Annotated in this window: 20 protein-coding genes and 3 tRNA genes; 9 read left to right on the forward strand and 14 right to left on the reverse strand. The window is 45.8% G+C overall.

Features of this window, described 5'->3' with window-relative positions; translation table 11 throughout:
• Positions 1–103: 103 nt before the first annotated feature.
• From Q1A41_RS06280 to Q1A41_RS06290, 3 genes are all read right to left on the reverse strand, one after another.
• Positions 104–179 (reverse strand) — tRNA-His (locus Q1A41_RS06280).
• A 55-nt stretch (positions 180–234) separates the two neighbouring features.
• Positions 235–311 (reverse strand) — tRNA-Arg (locus Q1A41_RS06285).
• A gap of 31 nt (positions 312–342) precedes the next feature.
• Positions 343–419 (reverse strand) — tRNA-Pro (locus Q1A41_RS06290).
• A 277-nt stretch (positions 420–696) separates the two neighbouring features.
• Here Q1A41_RS06290 and folD point away from each other — a divergent pair.
• The 4 genes from folD (at position 697) to Q1A41_RS06310 (ending at position 4266) form a co-directional block, all read left to right on the forward strand.
• Positions 697–1542, forward strand: coding sequence for a bifunctional methylenetetrahydrofolate dehydrogenase/methenyltetrahydrofolate cyclohydrolase FolD (folD, locus tag Q1A41_RS06295; RefSeq protein ID WP_299975962.1), 846 nt, complete (start codon positions 697–699; stop codon positions 1540–1542).
• A 186-nt stretch (positions 1543–1728) separates the two neighbouring features.
• Complete coding sequence (gene truC / locus Q1A41_RS06300) at positions 1729–2493, forward strand: tRNA pseudouridine(65) synthase TruC (RefSeq protein WP_299975964.1); 765 nt, start codon at positions 1729–1731, stop codon at positions 2491–2493.
• An 8-nt stretch (positions 2494–2501) separates the two neighbouring features.
• Complete coding sequence (locus Q1A41_RS06305) at positions 2502–3191, forward strand: pseudouridine synthase (RefSeq protein ID WP_299975966.1); 690 nt, start codon at positions 2502–2504, stop codon at positions 3189–3191.
• A gap of 31 nt (positions 3192–3222) precedes the next feature.
• A complete protein-coding gene (locus Q1A41_RS06310; RefSeq protein WP_299975968.1) occupies positions 3223–4266 on the forward strand; it encodes a methyltransferase in 1044 nt (347 codons plus the stop codon).
• Positions 4267–4335: 69 nt separating this feature from the next.
• Here Q1A41_RS06310 and deoD read toward each other — a convergent pair whose 3' ends face one another.
• From deoD to Q1A41_RS06330, 4 genes are all read right to left on the reverse strand, one after another.
• The gene (gene deoD, locus Q1A41_RS06315) at positions 4336–5043 is read right to left on the reverse strand and encodes a purine-nucleoside phosphorylase (RefSeq protein WP_299975970.1); all 708 of its coding nucleotides are present in this window, start codon (positions 5041–5043) and stop codon (positions 4336–4338) included.
• Between the two features lie 57 nt (positions 5044–5100).
• A complete protein-coding gene (locus tag Q1A41_RS06320; RefSeq protein ID WP_299975972.1) occupies positions 5101–6399 on the reverse strand; it encodes a phosphopentomutase in 1299 nt (432 codons plus the stop codon).
• Positions 6400–6410: 11 nt separating this feature from the next.
• A complete protein-coding gene (locus Q1A41_RS06325) occupies positions 6411–6992 on the reverse strand; it encodes a phosphoribosyltransferase family protein (protein WP_363322339.1) in 582 nt (193 codons plus the stop codon).
• A 398-nt stretch (positions 6993–7390) separates the two neighbouring features.
• Entirely contained in the window at positions 7391–7798 is a 408-nt protein-coding gene (locus Q1A41_RS06330) for a helix-turn-helix domain-containing protein (RefSeq protein WP_299975974.1), read from the reverse strand.
• Between the two features lie 149 nt (positions 7799–7947).
• Here Q1A41_RS06330 and Q1A41_RS06335 point away from each other — a divergent pair, with 149 nt between their 5' ends.
• Entirely contained in the window at positions 7948–8490 is a 543-nt protein-coding gene (locus tag Q1A41_RS06335) for a nuclear transport factor 2 family protein (protein ID WP_299975976.1), read from the forward strand.
• 155 nt (positions 8491–8645) lie between these two features.
• Here the strand turns inward: Q1A41_RS06335 and Q1A41_RS06340 are convergent, their stop codons facing one another.
• The 5 genes from Q1A41_RS06340 to recQ form a co-directional block, all read right to left on the reverse strand.
• Entirely contained in the window at positions 8646–8957 is a 312-nt protein-coding gene (locus Q1A41_RS06340; RefSeq protein WP_299975978.1) for a hypothetical protein, read from the reverse strand.
• Between the two features lie 26 nt (positions 8958–8983).
• Complete coding sequence (locus Q1A41_RS06345; RefSeq protein WP_299975979.1) at positions 8984–9610, reverse strand: DUF998 domain-containing protein; 627 nt, start codon at positions 9608–9610, stop codon at positions 8984–8986.
• Between the two features lie 521 nt (positions 9611–10131).
• Complete coding sequence (locus tag Q1A41_RS06350) at positions 10132–10332, reverse strand: hypothetical protein (RefSeq protein WP_299975980.1); 201 nt, start codon at positions 10330–10332, stop codon at positions 10132–10134.
• Between the two features lie 191 nt (positions 10333–10523).
• Positions 10524–11321 carry a pseudouridine synthase gene (locus Q1A41_RS06355; RefSeq protein WP_299975982.1) on the reverse strand — a complete coding sequence of 266 codons (798 nt, stop codon included), beginning with the start codon at positions 11319–11321 and terminating at the stop codon, positions 10524–10526.
• Positions 11321–13483: a DNA helicase RecQ gene (gene recQ / locus Q1A41_RS06360; protein WP_299975983.1), complete on the reverse strand. Its 2163-nt coding sequence runs from the start codon at positions 13481–13483 to the stop codon at positions 11321–11323. The genes Q1A41_RS06355 and recQ overlap by 1 nt, the downstream gene beginning before the upstream one ends.
• Before the next feature lie 227 nt (positions 13484–13710).
• Here recQ and Q1A41_RS06365 point away from each other — a divergent pair, with 227 nt between their 5' ends.
• Entirely contained in the window at positions 13711–13977 is a 267-nt protein-coding gene (locus tag Q1A41_RS06365) for a hypothetical protein (protein ID WP_299975984.1), read from the forward strand.
• 128 nt (positions 13978–14105) lie between these two features.
• On the opposite strand, the gene Q1A41_RS06370 is transcribed toward Q1A41_RS06365, so the two are convergent.
• Positions 14106–15878, reverse strand: coding sequence for a DUF885 domain-containing protein (locus Q1A41_RS06370; protein ID WP_299975985.1), 1773 nt, complete (start codon positions 15876–15878; stop codon positions 14106–14108).
• Between the two features lie 219 nt (positions 15879–16097).
• Here Q1A41_RS06370 and Q1A41_RS06375 point away from each other — a divergent pair, with 219 nt between their 5' ends.
• Positions 16098–16337, forward strand: coding sequence for a DUF2970 domain-containing protein (locus tag Q1A41_RS06375; protein WP_299975987.1), 240 nt, complete (start codon positions 16098–16100; stop codon positions 16335–16337).
• A 96-nt stretch (positions 16338–16433) separates the two neighbouring features.
• Here Q1A41_RS06375 and Q1A41_RS06380 read toward each other — a convergent pair whose 3' ends face one another.
• Positions 16434–16892 (reverse strand): MarR family transcriptional regulator, encoded by a 459-nt coding sequence (locus tag Q1A41_RS06380; RefSeq protein WP_299769556.1) that lies wholly within the window; start codon positions 16890–16892, stop codon positions 16434–16436.
• 503 nt (positions 16893–17395) lie between these two features.
• Between Q1A41_RS06380 and Q1A41_RS06385 the strand changes: the two genes are divergently transcribed.
• Positions 17396–19060 carry a nitrite/sulfite reductase gene (locus Q1A41_RS06385; RefSeq protein ID WP_299975989.1) on the forward strand — a complete coding sequence of 555 codons (1665 nt, stop codon included), beginning with the start codon at positions 17396–17398 and terminating at the stop codon, positions 19058–19060.
• A complete protein-coding gene (locus Q1A41_RS06390) occupies positions 19044–19541 on the forward strand; it encodes a DUF934 domain-containing protein (protein WP_299975991.1) in 498 nt (165 codons plus the stop codon). Before Q1A41_RS06385 ends, Q1A41_RS06390 begins: the two co-directional genes overlap by 17 nt.
• The last annotated feature ends 248 nt before the right edge of the window (positions 19542–19789 follow it).

Consider the following 19789-nt stretch of genomic DNA (forward strand, 5'->3'; position numbering starts at 1 on the left):
GGCAGTATTCTCCGGGCGCGGATTTATAGAAAGAATCTTAGCTTTAAAAATGAGAATTCGAGCTACAAAGTCAGTGCTGAAGATTAATAGCCGAAAGAAATAATGGGGTGGCTGACGGGGATCGAACCCGCGACCACCGGAATCACAATCCGGGGCTCTACCAACTGAGCTACAGCCACCACTGCAAAGGATGAATATCCTTGAGGGTGTCGCTGGATGGGCTTATAGGGAAAATGGCGCGCCCGGCAGGACTCGAACCTGCGGCCATCCGCTTAGAAGGCGGATGCTCTATCCAGCTGAGCTACGGGCGCCTATAAGGTCAAACGTCGCTCTTAAAAAAGATGGTCGGAGTGGAGGGATTCGAACCCCCGACCCTCTGGTCCCAAACCAGATGCGCTACCAAGCTGCGCTACACTCCGACTGCAAACTCGGTAACGACCGCGTTTGAAGAGGTGCGAATAATACAGAGCCCCCCTATGGTCGTCAACGTCTTTTTTGAAAAAAGTTAAATTTCTTTTAATTCAGCAACTTATGTCGTTATTTTGGCCGCTTTGGCGATTTAACGGTCATGCACAATACCGCCCCTGGAAGCACTGCTCTATATCTAATTTAGTGGCCCTTAATTCAGCCCAATTGTTGGCCTACTGGCTCAGCTATGGGAGAATACGCCGTTTTTAATTGCCCGAGATTTAGCCTATGCCTGCCCTACTGTTAGATGGCAAAGCCCTTGCCCAAAAAACAGAAGAAGAACTGTCTAGCCGCGTTGAGGCCCTAAAAGCCCGCAGTGGCGGCCAAACGCCTATTTTGGCCACTATTCTAGTGGGTGGCGATCCTGCCTCTGCTACTTATGTAAAGATGAAAGGTAATGCCTGCCAGCGTATTGGCATGGATTCTTTAAAGGTAGAGCTACCTGAAGAGACTACTACTGAGCAGCTACTGGCTGAGATCGACTCTTTAAACAACAACCCCAATGTCCACGGCATTTTGTTACAACACCCGGTGCCGGCTCAAATCGATGAGCGTGCTTGCTTTGATGCTATTGCACTAGAGAAGGACGTTGACGGTGTAACATGCCTTGGCTTTGGCCGTATGAGCATGGGTGAAGAAGCCTATGGCTGTGCGACCCCTAAGGGCATTATGCGCCTTTTGGAAGCCTACAATATCGATCTTGAAGGTAAGCATGCTGTTGTGGTTGGCCGCAGCCCTATTTTGGGTAAGCCGATGGCGATGATGATGCTTGGCGCCAATGCGACGGTAACAATTTGCCATTCTCGCACGCAAAACCTGGCTGATCATATTAATCAAGCCGATGTTATTGTGGGCGCGGTGGGTAAGCCTGAGTTTATTAAGGCTGAGTGGATCAAAGACGGCGCAGTTGTGGTTGATGCTGGCTATCATCCGGGTGGTGTTGGTGATATTGAGCTTGGTCCTTTGGTGGATCGTGTGGCTGCCTATACGCCGGTCCCTGGCGGTGTTGGCCCAATGACCATTAATACTTTGATTTATCAGTCGGTTGATTCTGGTGAGAAAAAGATTGGGTAGTTAAAAACTGCCTGTTCTTTTTTAATCCGCTTAAAGGGGCGGGTATTCTTCAGGGGGACGCATAAACCCGTCCGTGGGGCTCTGCTTTTGCTTCCTGCAAAAGAAGCCCCCTGAAGAATACCCGCCCCTTTAAGCTATCGAAGCTGCAGAACTGATACTTTTAAATCTTCTTTCGCTAGCAATCACATGACAGAAACACTGACCATTCTTTATCAAGATGAATATCTACTTGCGGTAAATAAGCCCAGCGGTTTGCTGGTGCATCGCAGTATGATAGATCGTCATGAGACACGTTTTGCGATGCAAATTTTACGTGATCAGATCGGTCAGCATGTGTTCCCTATTCATCGCCTGGATAAACCAACCTCTGGGGTTTTGGTTTTTGCACTTTCTAGTGAAGTTGCAGCCTTGATGAATAAACAGCAAGTAGCTAAAGACAGTAAGTGGCATAAAGGTTATTTAGCAGTGGTTCGCGGGTGGGCGCCGGAAGATATATTTATCGATCACGCTTTAAAAGAGAAGCTCGATAAGATTGTCGATAAAAAAGCCCAGCAAGACAAACCGGCTCAAAGCGCGCAAACCCAAATCAAACGTTTAGCCACCACCGAGTTGGACGTTAAAATAGAAGGCTTTGATAAGAGTCGCTACTCTTTAGTTTGGGCCGAACCCGAGCAAGGGCGTAAGCACCAGATTCGCCGGCACTGCAAACATATTAGCCATCCAATCATTGGAGATGCAAAGCATGGCCGGGGGCGACACAATCGCTATTTTAAAGAGCAGCTCAACTGCCCTCGCCTAATGCTGCATGCCGCTTATTTGCAGTTGCAACACCCAATTACAGCAGAAACAATCGTTTTATGGGCCGAGCTAGACGACTGCTGGCAACATTTATTGCACGGTTTTGATTGGCAGAGCGCACTTCCTGAAAGCCTGCAGCTTGATAGCATTTGAAGGTATTTATGATTCGTTTAGATAAATTTATCGCCAGCGCCACTGAGCTTTCGCGCAAGCAAGTACAACGCTTAGCAAAGCAAGGCTTCATTACTGTAAACAGTGATATTCAAAAAGATACCAGCATTAAAATTAATGAAAACGATGAAGTCATTGTCGATGGTGACCTTATCAACGCTGCGCGGCCGCGCTACTTTGCTCTATACAAACCGCAAGGTTATGTATGCACCAATCAAGATGATGAACATCCTACCGTACTAGAACTGCTTGATGAGCCTCGCAAATCCACACTGCAAATCTGCGGACGCTTGGATATAGATACCACCGGCCTAGTATTGATCAGCGATGACGGGCAATGGAATCATAAAGTTACCTCTCCCAATAAAAATCAGGGTAAATGCTATTATGTCTGCTTGGCAGGCGATATCAGCGATGAAGACATTGAGATTTTAAGAAACGGCGTGCGATTGCAAGGCGAGCCAAAACCTTGCAAACCTGCTGAGATTACAAAGCTATTCAGCAATGAGCTTGAGATCACCATTAGCGAAGGCCGCTACCACCAGGTTAAGCGCATGTTTGGCGCAGTGAATAATCGCGTTGTGGAATTACACCGCAAAAGTGTCGGTAAAATTGAGCTTGGCGATCTGCAAGAAGGTGAATATCGTGAGCTTAGCGCCGAAGAAGCCTCCTTATTTTAAGTAGGCAAAAATACAAAGAGCTTAAAGACCTATGGATTCTGCTATTCGACTTTGCCTACCCTACTTACGTAACTGCGACAGCAGCGTACTGTGCCTTGATGAAAACACTCTGGATAGTGTTGCCACGCTGCCAGATAGCTGCACTATCGTTAGCAACCGTTTCGATGTGGCCGCCCAAAGCGACAAGGCCATTTTTTGCGATTGGGATATTAAGCAAGGCCATGAAACTGGAAGCTTAGACTGCCTAGCGTTTCGCTTAAGCAAAGAAAAAGCCGTAAACCACCATATTATTAATCAAGCCTTGTCAGTCTTAAAAGACGGCGGCGAGCTGGTATTTGCCGGACAGAAAAACCAAGGCATTAAAAGCTACGCAAAAACACTTAAGAAGTTATTGGGCAACTGCGAGATAGAAAAACACGGCTTGGATTACCTATGCTACGCAACGGTAACTAAGCAACAGAACATCACCCTGCTAGACGACCAAGACTACCAAGAGTTACGCCCCTGCCTTGAGCATCAAGGCTTTGATATCCAAAGCAAACCTGGGCAATTTGGCTGGAACAAGTTGGATCAGGGTAGTTTATTGCTCTTAGAAGCACTCTCTACCGAACTGAAAGTACAGCCAGCGAAAAGAGTGCTGGATCTTGGATGTGGCTATGGCTTATTAAGTGTAGGGGTGGCTTTAAGTAATGATTTAGAGCTTTTGATAGCCACTGATAATAACGCTGCGGCTGTGGCTAGCTGCTCGGCAAACTTACGCAATGTGCAAGAGCACCGGGGTCAGACCCCAAAGGGGTCTGCCCCCTATCGGGTGATTGCCGATGATTGTGCAGCGAATATTAGCGAGAAGGTTGATACCGTGATTTGCAACCCGCCTTTTCATCAGGGCTTCGATGTTGAAAATCAATTGTGCGATAAGTTTTTAAAAAGTGCGCGGGATCATTTATTACCATCCGGCCGAGCGTATTTTGTGGTGAATAGTTTTATTGGGATTGAAAAGAAGGCTCAGCGATTTTTTCAGCAGGTGGATTGCTTGGTGAATAATAAGCAGTTTAAGGTATTGAAGTTGAGTTGATGCGCTGCCGTGAATTTGCTAGCTGTGGCTTCGATTGGGGTCAGAACCCTTGGGTTCTGACCCCGGTATTTATTTGGAGATCGTCGCTAGGGCCAGTTCGATCATTTGATCGAATGTAGTCTGGCGCTCATCAGTGCTTAGTGCAGCACCGGTTCGAATATGATCACTCACAGTGGCGATGGCTAGGGCTTCCACATTAAACTCTGCCGCTACGGAATAAACCGCTGCCGCTTCCATTTCTATAGCCAAGATATTGTACTTAGCCAAACGGTCGTAGATGTCACCTTCGGGCCAGTAAAATATATCGCTGGTAAAAATAGAACCTATACGATGCTGCGTGCCTATTTCACGGGCCGAAGTTACGGCTTTTTCCAACAAGTCATAAGTCGCTGTTGCTGCAAAATCAAAAGCCCCAAATCGTTGCTTCATTGCGGCAGAATCTGTTGAAGCACTTTGCGCAATGATAATATCGCGCAGTTGTACATCTGGATGAACAGCGCCGCAGCTACCTACGCGCAACATACGCTTTACACCATAATGCTGCACTAGCTCAGTACAATAAATCAGTGCCGATGGCGTGCCCATACCATGAGCCATCACTGACAGTGGCTCACCTTTATAGCTGCCAGTAAAGCCCAACATATTGCGCACATCGGTCACTTGTTTGGCATCACCCAAAAAGGTTTCAGCAATATATTTGGCACGTAATGGGTCACCCGGCATGATGACAGTTTCAGCGAATGCACCATCGGGCGCATTCATATGTAAAGAAGGCATGTTTTGCTTTCCTATATTTTATATTTTGTTTTACGCTCGATCATGTTAAGTCGAGCATTAGATAAAGCTCTTGCCATATTCCAAGGGCGGCAACCCTAAATGGCTGGCTATGCTCTGCCCTATATCGGCAAAGCTTTCTCGTTTACCTAGGTTTTTAGGGCTTAAATCTTTTTTGTAAGCTAAAACAGGCACATGCTCACGAGTGTGATCACTGCCAGGCCAAGTTGGATCACAACCATGATCGGCACTAATAATTAGCAAATCATTTTCGTTCAGCGCATTCAATAAAGCGGGAAGCATTGCATCAAATTCTTCCAAGGCCTTAGCGTAACCATTAACGTCACGGCGATGACCAAAGCTAGAATCGAAATCAACAAAGTTAGTGAATATCAGAGCACCTTTACTTTCATTTTCAGCACCAGCATCACTTAGCGCCGCCATGGTCTGCTGGAACAAGGCATCAATACCATTGGCTTTATAGCGGTGGCTAATGCCCTGCTGGGCAAATATATCTGCAATTTTACCTACCGAATATACTTCGCCTCCGGCTGCCAGCAAATTATCCAATAAGGTGGCTGAAGGCGGTGGCACAGAATAATCTCGACGATTACCTGTGCGTATAAAATCTTCGGCGCAAGTGCCCACAAAAGGCCTAGCAATTACTCGCCCCACATTCAGGTTTTCATCGGCATCCAATATCTTGCGAGTTGCCTCACACAATTCAAGCAAGCGTTCTAAGCCAAAACTCTCTTCGTGAGCTGCAATTTGCACTACGCTATCGGCAGAGGTGTAAACAATAGGCTTACCACTGGCCATATGCTCTTCACCCAAACGAGCAATGATTTCCGTGCCCGAGGCGTGACAGTTAGCAAGAATTCCAGGCAGGTCTCCCGCCTTACATATTGCATCCACCAAAGCCTCTGGAAAGCTATTGCTTTTGGCCTCAAAGTAGCTCCAATCAAAAAAAACTGGAACGCCTGCCATCTCCCAGTGGCCACTGGAAGTATCTTTACCAGTACTTAGCTCTTTGGCATAGGCATAGCTGCCAATGATGGAAGTTTCTGCGTCGGCTAACTGATTTAGAGCTGCAATAAAGCTATCGCTTTCTTGCCCAGCCTTAAACAAGCCGAGCTTTGCCAAATTAGGTAAATTTAATGCCCCACTGCGACCATCTTCACATTGACCATTGGCGCACTGCTCAGCAATATGCCCTAAGGTGTTGGCACCTACGTCGCCAAAGTTTTGGGCGTCAGCACTGGCACCAACACCAAAAGAATCAAGCACCAGTAATACTGCGCGTCCTTTTGCCTTGGCTCCCGATGGAGTGGCTGTCGAATGGTTAGAAGTCTCTAGCATCGCAATGCAGCCTAAGCTTCCTTAGGCGCCCACTCTTTTACTTTGTCCAACAAACCCGCTAACTCAGGCTTACTGTTGGCTATTTCTTCGTGGCTCAAGCCTAAGATTTCGTGGGGGAATACCAACCACTCTTCCGATTCATGCACGTAAAAATCTGGTTGGCTATCCGTTTTGTTGTTCTTTGGCTTGTAATACAAAGTCGCCACACGCACATCTTCTGGCGTGTTCTTACGACAGCGAGCCTTAAGCTCACGCAATACAGCCTGCACACTCAAACCACTGTCGTAAATATCATCTACGATCAGCAATCGGTCATCCGAATTAATCTTATCAACGATATAGCCCAAGCCGTGTACACGTACATTATCGCTACGCTTACCAATGCCATCATAAGATGAAGTGCGAATGGCGATGTGATCGGATTCTACGCCGCAGAACTCAAGCAATTCTTGTACAACAATGCCCACCGGCGTACCACCACGCCATACACCAACAATGTAATTTGGACGAAAATCACTTTCAAAAATCTGAGCCGCTAATTTGAAGGAATCCTCATAGAGGGACTGCGGCGAAATATACGTTTTTTCAATCACAGAAAAACTACCCATAAACTAAATATTAAAAGCGCCGCTTCGAGAAGCGCCTTGTACAAAGCAGCGTTTTGACCAGTTTTTACACAGCAGTAAGCGTCAAGGGTGCCAAATGCCTACCTAAAGATGGCATTATATAAGGCGAGGCATTACTTGGAGCTGTGATCAAGCTAGGTCGATCGCGAGCAAATGGCCATGAGCTTGATGCCCAACATACCATCTCTAGAGACTGCCAATCCCTTCAGTAAGCGGCTTTGGCTTGCTGAGGATTCCACAAGTCGAAGGTAAAACGATAAAACGTGCCGTAAAGGCGCGATAATACCAGTGTTCTCCATACTCTTAAAGCTTCGGGCGTATAGGGCAGACTAAGAGCATAACGCTATTGCGGGCAATGAATGCAACTAGCTACGCTGGTCATACTTTAAACGAGAGCTCTCGATTTCCTCTTGATGTACTTCGGCCCAAGAAACCAGCTGGTAAAGGGGCTTAACGAGTCCACGCCCCATATCGGTCAACTCATATTCAACCCTGACAGGCACTTCAGGAAAAACCGTACGATTGACGTAACCTTCGCGCTCTAAATCTCGCAAGGTTTGGGTCAGCATTCTCTGCGAAATGCCCACAACCCGCGATTTAAGGGAATTAAAGCGATCTGGGCCGTCCACTAGGGCAAAAAGCAACAACATAGACCATTTATCACCGATCTGAGCGACTACGTTTCGAATGGGACATTCTTCATCATTGTAGAAAACTCGCTTGATATCTTTTTCTCCTGAACCAGAGCTTGCGCCCTCCGCCGCTTTAGCCACCACATTCCCCTCTAGCTACGCCCAATTTCAATTTACCGGTTACCAAAAACTGCCTTAAGCACCTTAAAGTGCCTAATTGTTATGCAGGTTACTATTTTATACCATGGTAAACAAGTAATACTTAATCATCGAACAGCGAGATATTTGATATGTGGAAAGTTATTGCCTCAACTTTGTTAATCACTGCCGGAGCAGCCGTCTCAGCACAACAAGCGCCGCAAACCAAGATAGATCTAGATAGCCTTACAAAAGCAAACTGGAGTGAGCAGGAGCTCGCCAATGTCAGGCTTGTCGGCGAGTTTGTGCAAAAACTTATGAATGATCACGACTTTGACTATGTCCTTAAACGCTTCAGTAACAGCCGTTATACCCAGCACAATAGAAACCTGCCCGATAAGATGGAAGGTTTGGTGGCTTTTTTAGATGACTTCGTTAAAGACTATCCTGACTATAGCTACGATGTGAAACACATCTATGCCGATGGCGACTATGTAATCTTCCATTCCCACGCGACTTTAAAGCGCGAAGATCGAGGCAACGATCAAAAAGGTATGAATATAATCGACAGCTGGAAAATTAAAGATGGGGAAATTGTAGAACACTGGGATTCCATACAAGCACTCGATGGATTTATGCGTTTCTACTCACTGATTAGCGGGGGGAATATTCGGAATGACAATGGGGTGTTTTAATGGAAGCAAAACCAAAGTTGTGTTTAAAAATTCTAGTTAACTAGCAAGCAAATTCAGCTTAATGAAGCTGGATTAAATGTACGCAGCAAGCTTGATTGTCATTACTCAAAACAATCAAGCTCTTGCCTAAAAAGGTGCTTACTCAGTCTCATTGGCTAGCCCCCTTCAAGACAAAGTTCGTGAAATTTACCTTTTCCGTAATCCTCATGGATTTTAGGTAAATACTTATCCTTGCAGGAATTTTTCTGAGTTGGGTCCCACTTAGCACATCGCCCCTCTGCTTTTATAACTGCTTCAACATAGCTCTCTAAGGCGCATCTTTCTGATTTTGAAGTTTCAGAGTTAATTGCATCCATCTTTTCTAAGCGCTTTACTTCAGCTTCCACGAAACCTTTCCATGATATAGAGGCATTTGCTGCATTAGACATTAACAGCAAGAGAATTAAAATGCAGAATTTATAAAGCATCGGGTCAGCTCCAATAGTTATGGGCCCTAAAGACCCGACTCGGTTTCACCCAGGCTACTCTTATAAACATAAAAGCCAAAGATTAAAAACCAAACATAAATAAGCAACTCTAAACAACGCTGAACTAAACCTACATAAGACAGCTCCGCATCCAAATTGAGCATCAATGCAAACGCACAAACAGCAAGCAGTAAGCCAGACACTAAGGGCACTTTGGATTCACACCAATTTTTAGAATCGATGGCTAAAATAGCAACGCCAGCAATGCCCGCAAGGTAGGCAATTGCGCCAAAAAGCATATGCATATCATGGGAAAAGCTAGGGTCGACAGGTCTACACTGGTAGTCGCAAGGATAAAACGCCGCCGCTATTAGTGATAAGGCATAAACCGCAATACAGGCCACACCCAGCACTAACAATCTCGATTTATGCATTACTTTCAGCAATGCGAATAAGAACAATAGGATAAAAAGCTCAGTTGGTATAAACCCCAAATAATTAACCAGATCACCATCAGGGCTTCCGCCGGCGCCAAGCTCACTCATAAATTGTAATACATGGCTATAACCGGGATAAGAGCTACCCGCAAGGATTACAGTAAGGCTTAGCCATAACAAACTCAGCAAGGGAGATATTAAAATTATCTTTTTCACTATCAATCAGGCCTATCTCCATTTATTTTATAACCAAAGGCAGCTGACAACAAAAAATACAAATAAAATTTTATTATCAATTCGAAACTTTAACACTATCAGCCGCCGATATTTGCACCATACCAGATAAACGCTCTAATCAGAGTAATTATACCAGCCTACAAGAAAGCTGCGCTAGTCTTGATCACCTACAGGAATCAGAGGTAAAAATGCGAGATCAAAAAAGTCTAAGAACATCGAACGCAAGAGAAAAAGTAATAGAAATGTCAATGAGGCCGAAGTATAACCATACGCGAGCATCGTGGCATTAATAGTCAACATTAAAACCGACAAAATTGTAGAGCCGAATGGGCTTGGTTCAAAGTTAGACCGACAAGCCGTACAGTAAAGCTGCCCCAACCCTAGTTGAACTTGCATGTTAACAGAACAATGAGGGCACTTTCTTTGAATAGACATGTCAACTCACCCATCCACAAACTTGGAAAACAATAACCTCAACACACTGCTGAGGCCAGTCAAAATTATCGTGCAGCACCACCAGAGCTTGGCGGATTTCCACCAAGAGCTTTAGCAGTATCATAGCTTGCACCAGCGAGTGCAGCACTATTGACTACATGCCGAACGGCCGCGTTTGCAGTAAATCTTGACGCGACAGCAAGTGCCAACCAAATAAACGGATGACCACCTGAAACTGAGAATGCTTGATTATTGATAACTTTCATAAATATCAACACCTTTGTAAAAATTTATACGAAATAGCCACTTGAAATTTAATCAGTGGCAAACTAATTATCTATTCGAATTCGAAAAATTAGAAATACTATAACTTCATATAAACTTTAACTTCATATTCAGCGACAACCGTTATCTCGAGTTGTTAAACGATGGGAAATTAATAATTTAAAATTAGTATTTAGGAGACGCTTGGCCACGAAAAAAAATGGGGATTCAAATATTTTCGAACACTCTCTCCAAGCTTTTCAAAAGGTAAATCAGATTGACTTAAGCCAGAATAAAGCGATGTAACTTGCCCCTCACCAAGTGTATAAAGAAACTTCCTGCCACCCAACTCAAAACCAATCTGAAAAGCATGCAAACAGAACTCACCCTGCTCGCCTAGTTTTTCATCACAGCCATAAAGCTTATCCCCCAATATCGGGCTGCCTAAACTTTTCATGGCGACTCGAAGCTGGTGAGTCTTGCCAGTTTTGGGGCGCCAAAGAAACAGGCGGTAGCCACCGCCCAGGCCAGCGCTAAAAAACTGACTAATGGCATAGTTATCTTTGGCTTTTCCAAGCTTCCAGGCGCCACGTCGCGCCTTTTCCATGCCGCCTTTAACGGCACCCTGTTTCTTTTTGGGTTTGTGCTTGCTTAATGCCAGGTAATACTTCTGCACCCGGCCTTCCTCGAAGGCCGCCCCAAGCTCTTGGGCAACCTCTTTAGTACGTGCAAATAACAGTAACCCGGAAGTGCCTTTATCTAAGCGATGTACTGGGTATAGCTTGTTATTGATTAGCTTATTTTCCAGTAGCGCGCTTTGAACTCGGCTAAAAATTCCGTATTGGCGCAGCTCTTGCCCATTCCCAATTTCAAGCTCGTCGTGAAAACCGATGCCACTGGCTTTATCGATCAATACAAATTGTGCATTTAAATCCACCAACTGGAAACCAAGCTGCATAAATTGACGGCTTTGATCTGAAGTAATTTCCATCAACTGACACCTGAAACCGGTGCCAATCTAGCTGCCCTCACGCAACGAATTTCATTGTAGTTATAGCATTCGTCCAACGCCTCAAAGACGGGCTTTAAGCGAAACGGTTCGCCCTTAGATTGGCTTTCGGCTTCCACTTCGTCTAGCGCCTCTTCAATGGCTTGAATATCTTCGGTTTCTAGCTCTAATACGTCTGCAACACTCAGGGCACCATCAGTGATTAACTGTTCTAGATGTTGGTAAATTGTGCCTTCACTCAAACCTCGCTGGGCAGCGATTGCGGAAATTTCCATTCCGGCTTTAAACAGCGTATAGCTTTGGTAAACCGTGTGTTCCCTCTCAGCGTCAGAATCGCCTTCGTCGGCATGCTCTAGCAAACATTCCAAAAAGGCATCGCCGTACAATTCAAGCTTGCTATCACCTACCCCACTCACATTGGAAAGATCGCCCAAAGTTTTAGGGCTCATCCTGATCATTTCCATCAATGTGGCATCATGGAAAATCATATAAGGCGGTACATCTTGCTCCTGAGCTAACTCTTTACGCAAGCCCCGCAAGGCCTCCCAAATAGCTTGCTCACTGTCCTTAAGAAAGCTCTTGCCAGATCTTGTGGCCCGGGCTTTAGTCGCTTTCGCTTTTAAGGCTTCTTTACGCAAATAGAGAGCTTGCTTGCCCTGCAAAACCGCTCGACAAGATTCCGCTAAACGCAAGCCCCCAAATGCAGATACATCAACACTCAATAAACCCTGAGCGACAAGCTGGCGAAAGATATTGCGCCACTGGGTTGCGTTAAATTCTTTACCAATGCCGTAAGTGCTTAAATTTTGATGGGAGAACTGAAAGACTTTCTCTGTCTCCTTGCCCAGTAAAACATCGATAAGGTGATTGACTCCAAATCGCTGACCACTACGATATACCGTACTCAGTGCTTTTTGGGCGGCCTCGCTGGCATCCCAAGTTTCTGGTGGCGTAATGCAATTGTCGCAGTTGCCACAAGGTTCGGGCAAATCTTCGCCAAAGTAGGCCAAAAGAGTTTGACGCCGGCAAGTCGTCAGCTCGCACAAACCCAGCATGGCATCAAGTCGATGGCGCTCTTGCATTTTAAACTGCTCAGAACCATTTGAACCTTCGGCCATTTGCCGCAGCTTTATCACATCTTGCAAACCATAGATCATCCAGGCCGTTGCTTCTTGACCGTCACGGCCAGCACGACCTGTCTCCTGATAGTACGCCTCAACACTTTTAGGTAAATCTAAATGTGCCACAAAACGTACATCCGGTTTATCGATACCCATGCCAAAAGCAATGGTGGCAACAATAATAACGTATTCCTCTCGCAGAAAACGGTCTTGATTTTCTTGTCGCAAGCCTTGGCTTAAGCCCGCATGATAAGGCAAGGCATCGAAACCCTGCTGCTGCAAAAATTCGGCTATATCTTCAACTTTTTTACGGGACAGGCAATAAACCACCCCAGCCGATTGTGGATACTCTTTTTGCAGAAACTGTAACAGCTGACGCTTGCCGTCCTGCTTTTGCTCAATACGATACTGAATATTGCTACGATCAAAGCCGCATATAAAATTACGCTGCTGTCGCAACTGAAGACGACTGATAATTTCCGCGCGGGTATTTTCATCAGCTGTCGCAGTAAGCGCAATCCTCGGCACATCAGCGAAGTGACCCATCAGCTCAGCGAGATGCAGGTAATCCGCCCTAAAGTCGTGCCCCCACTGGGATACACAATGCGCCTCATCAACGGCAAACAAACCGATATGTAATTGCTCAAGCAATACAGCAAACGAAGCGGTATTAAAACGCTCTGGGGCGACATACAGCAGATCTATTTCACCCGCCACTAGGCCCTGCTCTACCGCCATAGCCTCTTGATGGCTAATCGATGAATTGAGAAAGGCAGCGGAGATGCCCAATTGTGCCAGGGCATCCACTTGGTTTTGCATCAATGCAATCAAGGGCGAAATAACAATTGTTACTCCAGCTCTTGCTAAAGCAGGTATTTGATAACAGAGGGACTTACCGCCCCCAGTTGGCATTATCACAAGCGCATCTTGCCCCTCAATAACAGTATTGATGATATCTTCTTGAGGGTCGCGAAAAGCGTCGTAGCCAAAGCGGTGCTGTAGTATTTCGAGTGCAGAATTCATGAGGCGCAGTATACCTTGCTTGCCAATGCTATGCTTGGGGCAAAGCCATGAGATTGAAAATGAGCCCAACGACAAAGCGATCACTTTTTGTACTCAAGCGATTTCAAGCTTCGTCTTATTTTAGGGGCTAGATCAATACTTAGGCGCTTTTTTTGGGTATGATTTACCCATAAAACATATGGCCAAGAATTGGTCTGCTAATTATAAAACCACTAAGGGCTCTAACCATGCAATACGATATTTTTAAAGAGGTTCTACCGGTCTTTCCTATGGGCCGCTATCTAGTTAACAGCTTTCAGCTGCGCAACCTAATTCAACACGAGGGCTGCACGGGTGTCGCCACACGTATTTTACATGTTGGCACCATTGGATTAGATAAAGACGATTTATGCGCTCGTTTGGCCAGCGATCAACACCCTAGACTGGATGACATTAAAATTACTTGTTTGGATGGTGAGATTATCATCGACAATCCAGATCTAGGCTGCCAGTAATCTGTCATTTGCGCATTAAGCGTAAATTGACAAGCCAACAAAAAGCAGCCATTGGCTGCTTTTTTGTTTATGGCTTATATGCTTCTAAGCCCAATATAAGGCCATTGTAGGAGCTGTGGTTAGCTGTATTATTTGGCCGCTTGAGCTTCAACCCATTCTTTTATTAAGTCTTCCAATACCGATAGCGGCACAGCGCCATTGGTAAGAATTTTGGTGTGAAACTCGCGCAAATCGAATTTCTCGCCTAGCGTCTTTTCGGCAAAAGCTCGCAACTCGCGGATTTTTAGTTCGCCCATTTTGTAAGACAAGGCTTGCCCCGGCCAAGTAATATAACGGTCAACTTCGGTAGTGATGTTATGCAAAGACAGAGCGCTGTTATTGGCCATAAAATCAATCGCCTGTTGACGCGTCCAGCCTTTGGCGTGCATACCCGTGTCTACCACTAAACGCAATGCTCGCCACATTTCATAGGTTAAACGACCAAAACGCTCGTAAGGGGTTTTATACATACCCATCTCCTCACCCAAATACTCGGCATACAGAGCCCAGCCTTCACCGTAGGGGTGAAAGTAATAGAAGCGGCGAAACTCTGGCAGCTCTCCCATTTCATTTTGGATAGAGATTTGTAAGTGGTGGCCAGGCACTGCTTCGTGCAATGTTAGAGCTGGCAGCTCGTAAAGAGCACGGCTTTTTAAATCGTAGGTGTTCAAGAAATATTTACCCGAGCGAGTGCCATCCGCAGCGCCACGCTGGTAATAAGCGGGCGTGACCTTTGGAGCAATTTGATCAGGCACCTTCTCAATCCCGTAGGGCAAACGTGGCAAGTAAGAAAAATACTCGGGTAACTTGCCGTCCATTTCTTTGGAGATTGCCGCAGCTGTAGCCATATATTCTTTAGCGGTCTTAGGATAAAACTGCGGGTCGGTTCTTAAAAACTCCAAGAAAGCCTTAAAATCACCTTTAAACTCCACTTCCTCCATGACTTTTTTCATATCGTCACGAATACGCTTCACTTCACTTAAACCAAGCTTATGAACGGCTTCAGCATCCGTGTCGACAGTCGTGTAGTATTTAACGAAGTGGTCGTAAAGCTCTGCTCCACCCTTCACCGATGAGATACCCACAACTTTACGACACGCCGGTGCGTACTCCTTTAAGTAAAAGTCCAAATACTCCTGGTATTTAGGCATTACAGAATTACTAATGGCCGCTTTCGCCTTAGCCTGAAGTTGCCCTTGGAATTTACTGTCTAGTGTCTTAGGTAGATTTTTAAAAGGCTTGTAAAAGTCACTTTCTTCAGCCGGCTTTATGTAACCACGAATGCCCTCTTCGTACCCCACCAAAGTTTCGCAAGGCTGCGTATTTCCAGTTTTAATGCCCTCTCGCATCAATGCCATGTTTTGATCAGCGTAGGTTTCAAATGCTTTTAGACGATTAATGTAGCTTTTGAAATCTCCAACATTCTTTAAGCGAACTCGCGGCGCAGAACGAGCAAAGCCATCATGCCAACCTGCATAGGTGGTGAAGGTATACATATACCAATTGGACTTTAAGGTTCGACGTTCATGGCGCAACATCCAATCCATTAATTGGTAATTTACCTTTTGCTGATCACTTAGCTTATTAATGTCGATGCTTTCCAACTGGTTGATCGACTTATCAAACAAACGCTCGAGAGATTGGCGCCCCTTTTCGTCCACTTGAGATAATTTATCGCTATGGCGCATATCACCATTCATATTGGCAGCGAGTGGATACTGATCCAAATACGCTTCCCAATAAGCCGCCATAACATCATCTAACTGCTGATTGGCGTTAACGTTAGCTAAGGCACTTGCTGAGCTCAGCATAGCCACGCAGCATGCGCTAACAGCTGACTTCATAAACGATTTTGTTTGCACAACTCTTCTCCAAATAAGGGCGACAGCAAAGGGGTATTTTAACGAATTTATCAAGCATAGATAGCAAAGTACCAGCAGAACGATTAAACCTAGCAATTAAGGTTGCGCTTGTTAACCCGATAAAGACATATGTAAAGGCCCTAGCTGAATAGAAATTAAGCAGCTAACATAGGCGCATTATCGCCTTAGCTATGAATTCACTATTCAAGACGGTTAATTATGGAAAAGCCCCAAGATTCAGAGAACAAGCAAGACAGCACAACCATGGATAAACCAGGTTTTTTTACGCTCATTGTAAGCACATTCGCCGCCGCCTTTGGCGTGCAAACAGACAAAAACCGCGAGCGCGACTTTCAGCACGGTAATATTTACAGCTTTATCGCCGCCGGTATTATTTTTACCGTCTTTTTTGTTCTGGGGACGGTATTTTTAGTGAAATTTATATTGGCAGGAGATTAAAAAGCGGCCGCAAAATACGCCAAGCTTTACGCAAAGCACAACCATAAAAAAACTCAGCAATCGCTGAGTTTTTTTATGGTCTTAGCTCGATGACAATTAGTGTGGTTCAACACCTAGCTGCTTTAGCAACACGCGCACCTGACCGTTTAAGGCCACCACATTATCTTGCCCCAAAGACATGTTGAGACGTCTTTGATGCTCATCAGCCTGCTGATTTAAGGTAAAGATAATACGACTACCTCGAGGGGTTAGGCACAGCTGTACACAACGGCGGTCTACACCATCTTGCTTACGCTCTAACAAACCTTTTTTCGCGAGGCGATCGGCTAAGCGAGTTACCGCTGAACGATCAATACCTAAATAATCAGCCACCTGAGCCGGAGTCTGTGCAATCTGATGGTATAAAACATTCATCACCATCCATTGCGGCCAAGTTACATCCGTATCGGCTAAGTTTCTATTAAAGGATTCCTGAAGCTCATGACTTGCTCGGCCTAACCAAAACAAAAAACTGTCATCCAGACGAAATCCATGACTGCTACTTAACGTTTCCATAACACACCCTTTTTGTGATTACGGAGTAGCAGGCCCTATTCCCTTTAAAGCACTCACTCTTCGGTGATTTATTGGACGTTTATTGCCCGCTAATCCAAAATATGCAAGTAGCCACGAATATTGTTATTAAGGCTACCGCTGCGATTGCATCTGCAGTACTGTCCGCTTGATCTTGTAAGCTTACTTCTTCATTCATTTTTATTGCTCCGCCTGTTATAGATTATTCAATGTACGAAGTACTTATATTTGATTGTATCTCTAATGCTTAAGGCTGCAAGGTGATTTTGGCCATATTCTCAATTGTTCTTAACATATGAATAGGCAATAGTTTTATATTCTATCGCGAACTGGTATTGTGCCGCTCTACGCGTGAATCTAGGGGTATATTACCGGCAAAATGCGGCGAAAAGATCGCATCTCCAGCCATTATCCCCAAAGCAATGGAATATTCCCCAAGGAAGTATTCTGAATTTTTATACCATTTGCTTATATGGCCTGAGAAAATGTACATCTACGACCAGCACGACCATAGCATTCTTCAACAGCGTGTTGAGCAGTTTCGCCAACAAACTGAACGCTATTTAGCCGGCGATCTCGCCGAAGAAGCCTTTTTGCCACTGCGTTTGCAAAATGGCCTATATGTCCAGCGGCTCGCCCCCATGCTGCGAGTGAACGTGCCCTACGGCATGATCAACAGCACCCAGCTGCGTCGTGTGGCTCGTGTCGCTCGTGATTACGATAAGGGCTATGTCCATATCAGTACTCGTCAAAACATCCAGTTTAACTGGCCAGACCTTGCTGATGTGCCGGCGATCCTAGCCGAGCTTGCCGAAGTCGAGATGCATGCTACCCAGTCCAGCGGTAACTGTATCCGCAATACCACCGCCGACCAATTTGCCGGTATTGCCGAAGACGAGCTATTGGACCCACGACCGTACTGCGAAATTATTCGCCAGTGGTCTACCCTGCACCCTGAGTTTGCCTTCTTGCCTCGTAAGTTCAAGATTGCCGTCAATGCAGCTAAAGAAGACCGTGCTGCAAGCCAGGTACACGATATTGGTTTAGATCTATATCAGAATGAAGCGGGCGAGACCGGTTTCAGAGTACGTGTTGGTGGCGGTCTTGGCCGCACACCACTAATCGGCAGTGTGGTACGTGAGTTCTTACCGGAACAAGAGCTATTAAGCTATCTCGATGCCGTCTTAAGGGTATACAACCAAAAGGGACGCCGCGATAACAAATACAAAGCCAGAATCAAAATTCTGGTCAAGGCCATGGGTCCAGGTGCCTTTGCAGAACTGGTTGAAGCCGAGTGGGAACGCATTCGCGAAGGCTACACTCGCCTAACTCAAGATGAAATAAACCGCGCCAAGAGTTTCTTTACCGAGCCCGCCTACGCCAGTTACGATACCGCAGCTGTTGAAAACACCTTAACGGAGCTGCGCACCGAGCATAGCGCTTTTGACAAGTGGCTAACTCGCAATGTTCGCCAGCACAAAAAAGCGGATTATGCCTCTGTAACGCTATCGTTAAAGCCTACAGGCGTAGCACCAGGTGATGTTACCGAGAAACAGCTAGAAATCATTGCTGACCTTGCCGATGAATACAGCTTTGGCGAAGCTCGCACCACCCATGAGCAAAATATTGTTTTAGGTGATGTTGCCAAAGATAAGCTATTTGACCTCTGGCAAAAGGCCAAAGCCGCCGGCTTTGCCACCCCGAACATCGGAACCTTAACGGATATAATTTGCTGCCCAGGTGGTGATTACTGCTCCCTGGCCAATGCTAAGTCCATCCCTATTGCCGAGGCCATTCAGCGTCGCTTTGCCGATATGGATTATTTGTATGATCTTGGCAATTTGGATTTAAATATATCAGGCTGTATGAACGCTTGCGCTCACCACCACGTCGGCCACATCGGCATTCTTGGTGTTGATAAGAAAGGCGAAGAGTTTTATCAGGTTCAGCTAGGCGGCAATGCCGGCAACGCTACCAAGCTCGGAAAGGTGCTAGGCCCAGCTTTTGACGCTGACGAAATCCCAAGCGTATTGGAAAAAATCTTAAATATCTTTGTAGATAACCGCCATGAAGGTGAAGAGTTTCTACAAACCTATGAGCGTATCGGAATGGCGCCGTTTAAGGAGCGTGTCTATGCCAAAGATCATTAAAAACGGACAAGTTACTGAAGACAGCTGGCAATTGCTAGCGCTGGGCGAAGACGCCGAGGTGGCCAAGGCAGACGTACCGGCCGGCCAGTGGATCGTGCCATTACAGCTTTGGTTAGCACAACGCGATCAGCTAAAGTCGCGCTCTGATATCGGCGTTCAGATTGGTATTGACGACGATATAGAGCTGCTAGCCGAAGACTATGACAGCCTCCCGCTATTAGCTTTCGACTTTCCAGCATTTATGGATGGACGCGGCTTTTCAGCGGCTTTTTTGATTCGTGATCGCTTTGCCTTCAAAGGTGAATTACGCGCAAGCGGAGCCTTTATTCGCGATCAACTTTGCTATTTGCAGCGCTGCGGTTTTAACGCCTTTGCACTAAGCGAAGAAGATTTAGAAGCCGCCAAGGATTCTCTAAGCGATTTACAAGAAGCCTATCAGGCTTCTGCCGATAAAGCGCCCTTGTTCCGTCGCCGCGGCTAACCGCTTAGCGACATGAATTAACAGCAAGGCCCTCGATGCCATAGGGTTTTGCTGAACTCCCCTATACCCCCCCCTCGCATTCCTTGCCTATAAAGCAATCACTGCACAGAGCATCACACTCAAACCTTTGGCCAACTTATACATCGCAGCTATCGCCTCAGCATAGCTACACCTTAAGGCAGAACGAGAATAAATGATGCCAATGAAATTTCCCGCAGGACTGTCTAAAACCAGAATCTTTATTTCAG

This window comes from uncultured Pseudoteredinibacter sp., from assembly GCF_947502065.1.
In the GTDB taxonomy this organism is placed as follows: Bacteria; Pseudomonadota; Gammaproteobacteria; order Pseudomonadales; family Cellvibrionaceae; genus Pseudoteredinibacter.

Excerpts from the sequence above, each read along its gene's own strand:
- folD (WP_299975962.1), top strand. The coding sequence starts at position 697 with ATGCCTGCCCTACTGTTAGATGGCAAAGCCCTTGCCCAAAAAACAGAA.
- truC (WP_299975964.1), top strand. The coding sequence starts at position 1,729 with ATGACAGAAACACTGACCATTCTTTATCAAGATGAATATCTACTTGCG.
- Q1A41_RS06305 (WP_299975966.1), top strand. The coding sequence starts at position 2,502 with ATGATTCGTTTAGATAAATTTATCGCCAGCGCCACTGAGCTTTCGCGC.
- Q1A41_RS06310 (WP_299975968.1), top strand. The coding sequence starts at position 3,223 with ATGGATTCTGCTATTCGACTTTGCCTACCCTACTTACGTAACTGCGAC.
- deoD (WP_299975970.1), bottom strand. The coding sequence starts at position 5,043 with ATGCCTTCTTTACATATGAATGCGCCCGATGGTGCATTCGCTGAAACT.
- Q1A41_RS06320 (WP_299975972.1), bottom strand. The coding sequence starts at position 6,399 with ATGCTAGAGACTTCTAACCATTCGACAGCCACTCCATCGGGAGCCAAG.
- Q1A41_RS06335 (WP_299975976.1), top strand. The coding sequence starts at position 7,948 with ATGTGGAAAGTTATTGCCTCAACTTTGTTAATCACTGCCGGAGCAGCC.
- Q1A41_RS06340 (WP_299975978.1), bottom strand. The coding sequence starts at position 8,957 with ATGCTTTATAAATTCTGCATTTTAATTCTCTTGCTGTTAATGTCTAAT.
- Q1A41_RS06350 (WP_299975980.1), bottom strand. The coding sequence starts at position 10,332 with ATGAAAGTTATCAATAATCAAGCATTCTCAGTTTCAGGTGGTCATCCG.
- Q1A41_RS06355 (WP_299975982.1), bottom strand. The coding sequence starts at position 11,321 with ATGGAAATTACTTCAGATCAAAGCCGTCAATTTATGCAGCTTGGTTTC.
- recQ (WP_299975983.1), bottom strand. The coding sequence starts at position 13,483 with ATGAATTCTGCACTCGAAATACTACAGCACCGCTTTGGCTACGACGCT.
- Q1A41_RS06365 (WP_299975984.1), top strand. The coding sequence starts at position 13,711 with ATGCAATACGATATTTTTAAAGAGGTTCTACCGGTCTTTCCTATGGGC.
- Q1A41_RS06375 (WP_299975987.1), top strand. The coding sequence starts at position 16,098 with ATGGAAAAGCCCCAAGATTCAGAGAACAAGCAAGACAGCACAACCATG.
- Q1A41_RS06380 (WP_299769556.1), bottom strand. The coding sequence starts at position 16,892 with ATGGAAACGTTAAGTAGCAGTCATGGATTTCGTCTGGATGACAGTTTT.
- Q1A41_RS06385 (WP_299975989.1), top strand. The coding sequence starts at position 17,396 with ATGTACATCTACGACCAGCACGACCATAGCATTCTTCAACAGCGTGTT.
- Q1A41_RS06390 (WP_299975991.1), top strand. The coding sequence starts at position 19,044 with ATGCCAAAGATCATTAAAAACGGACAAGTTACTGAAGACAGCTGGCAA.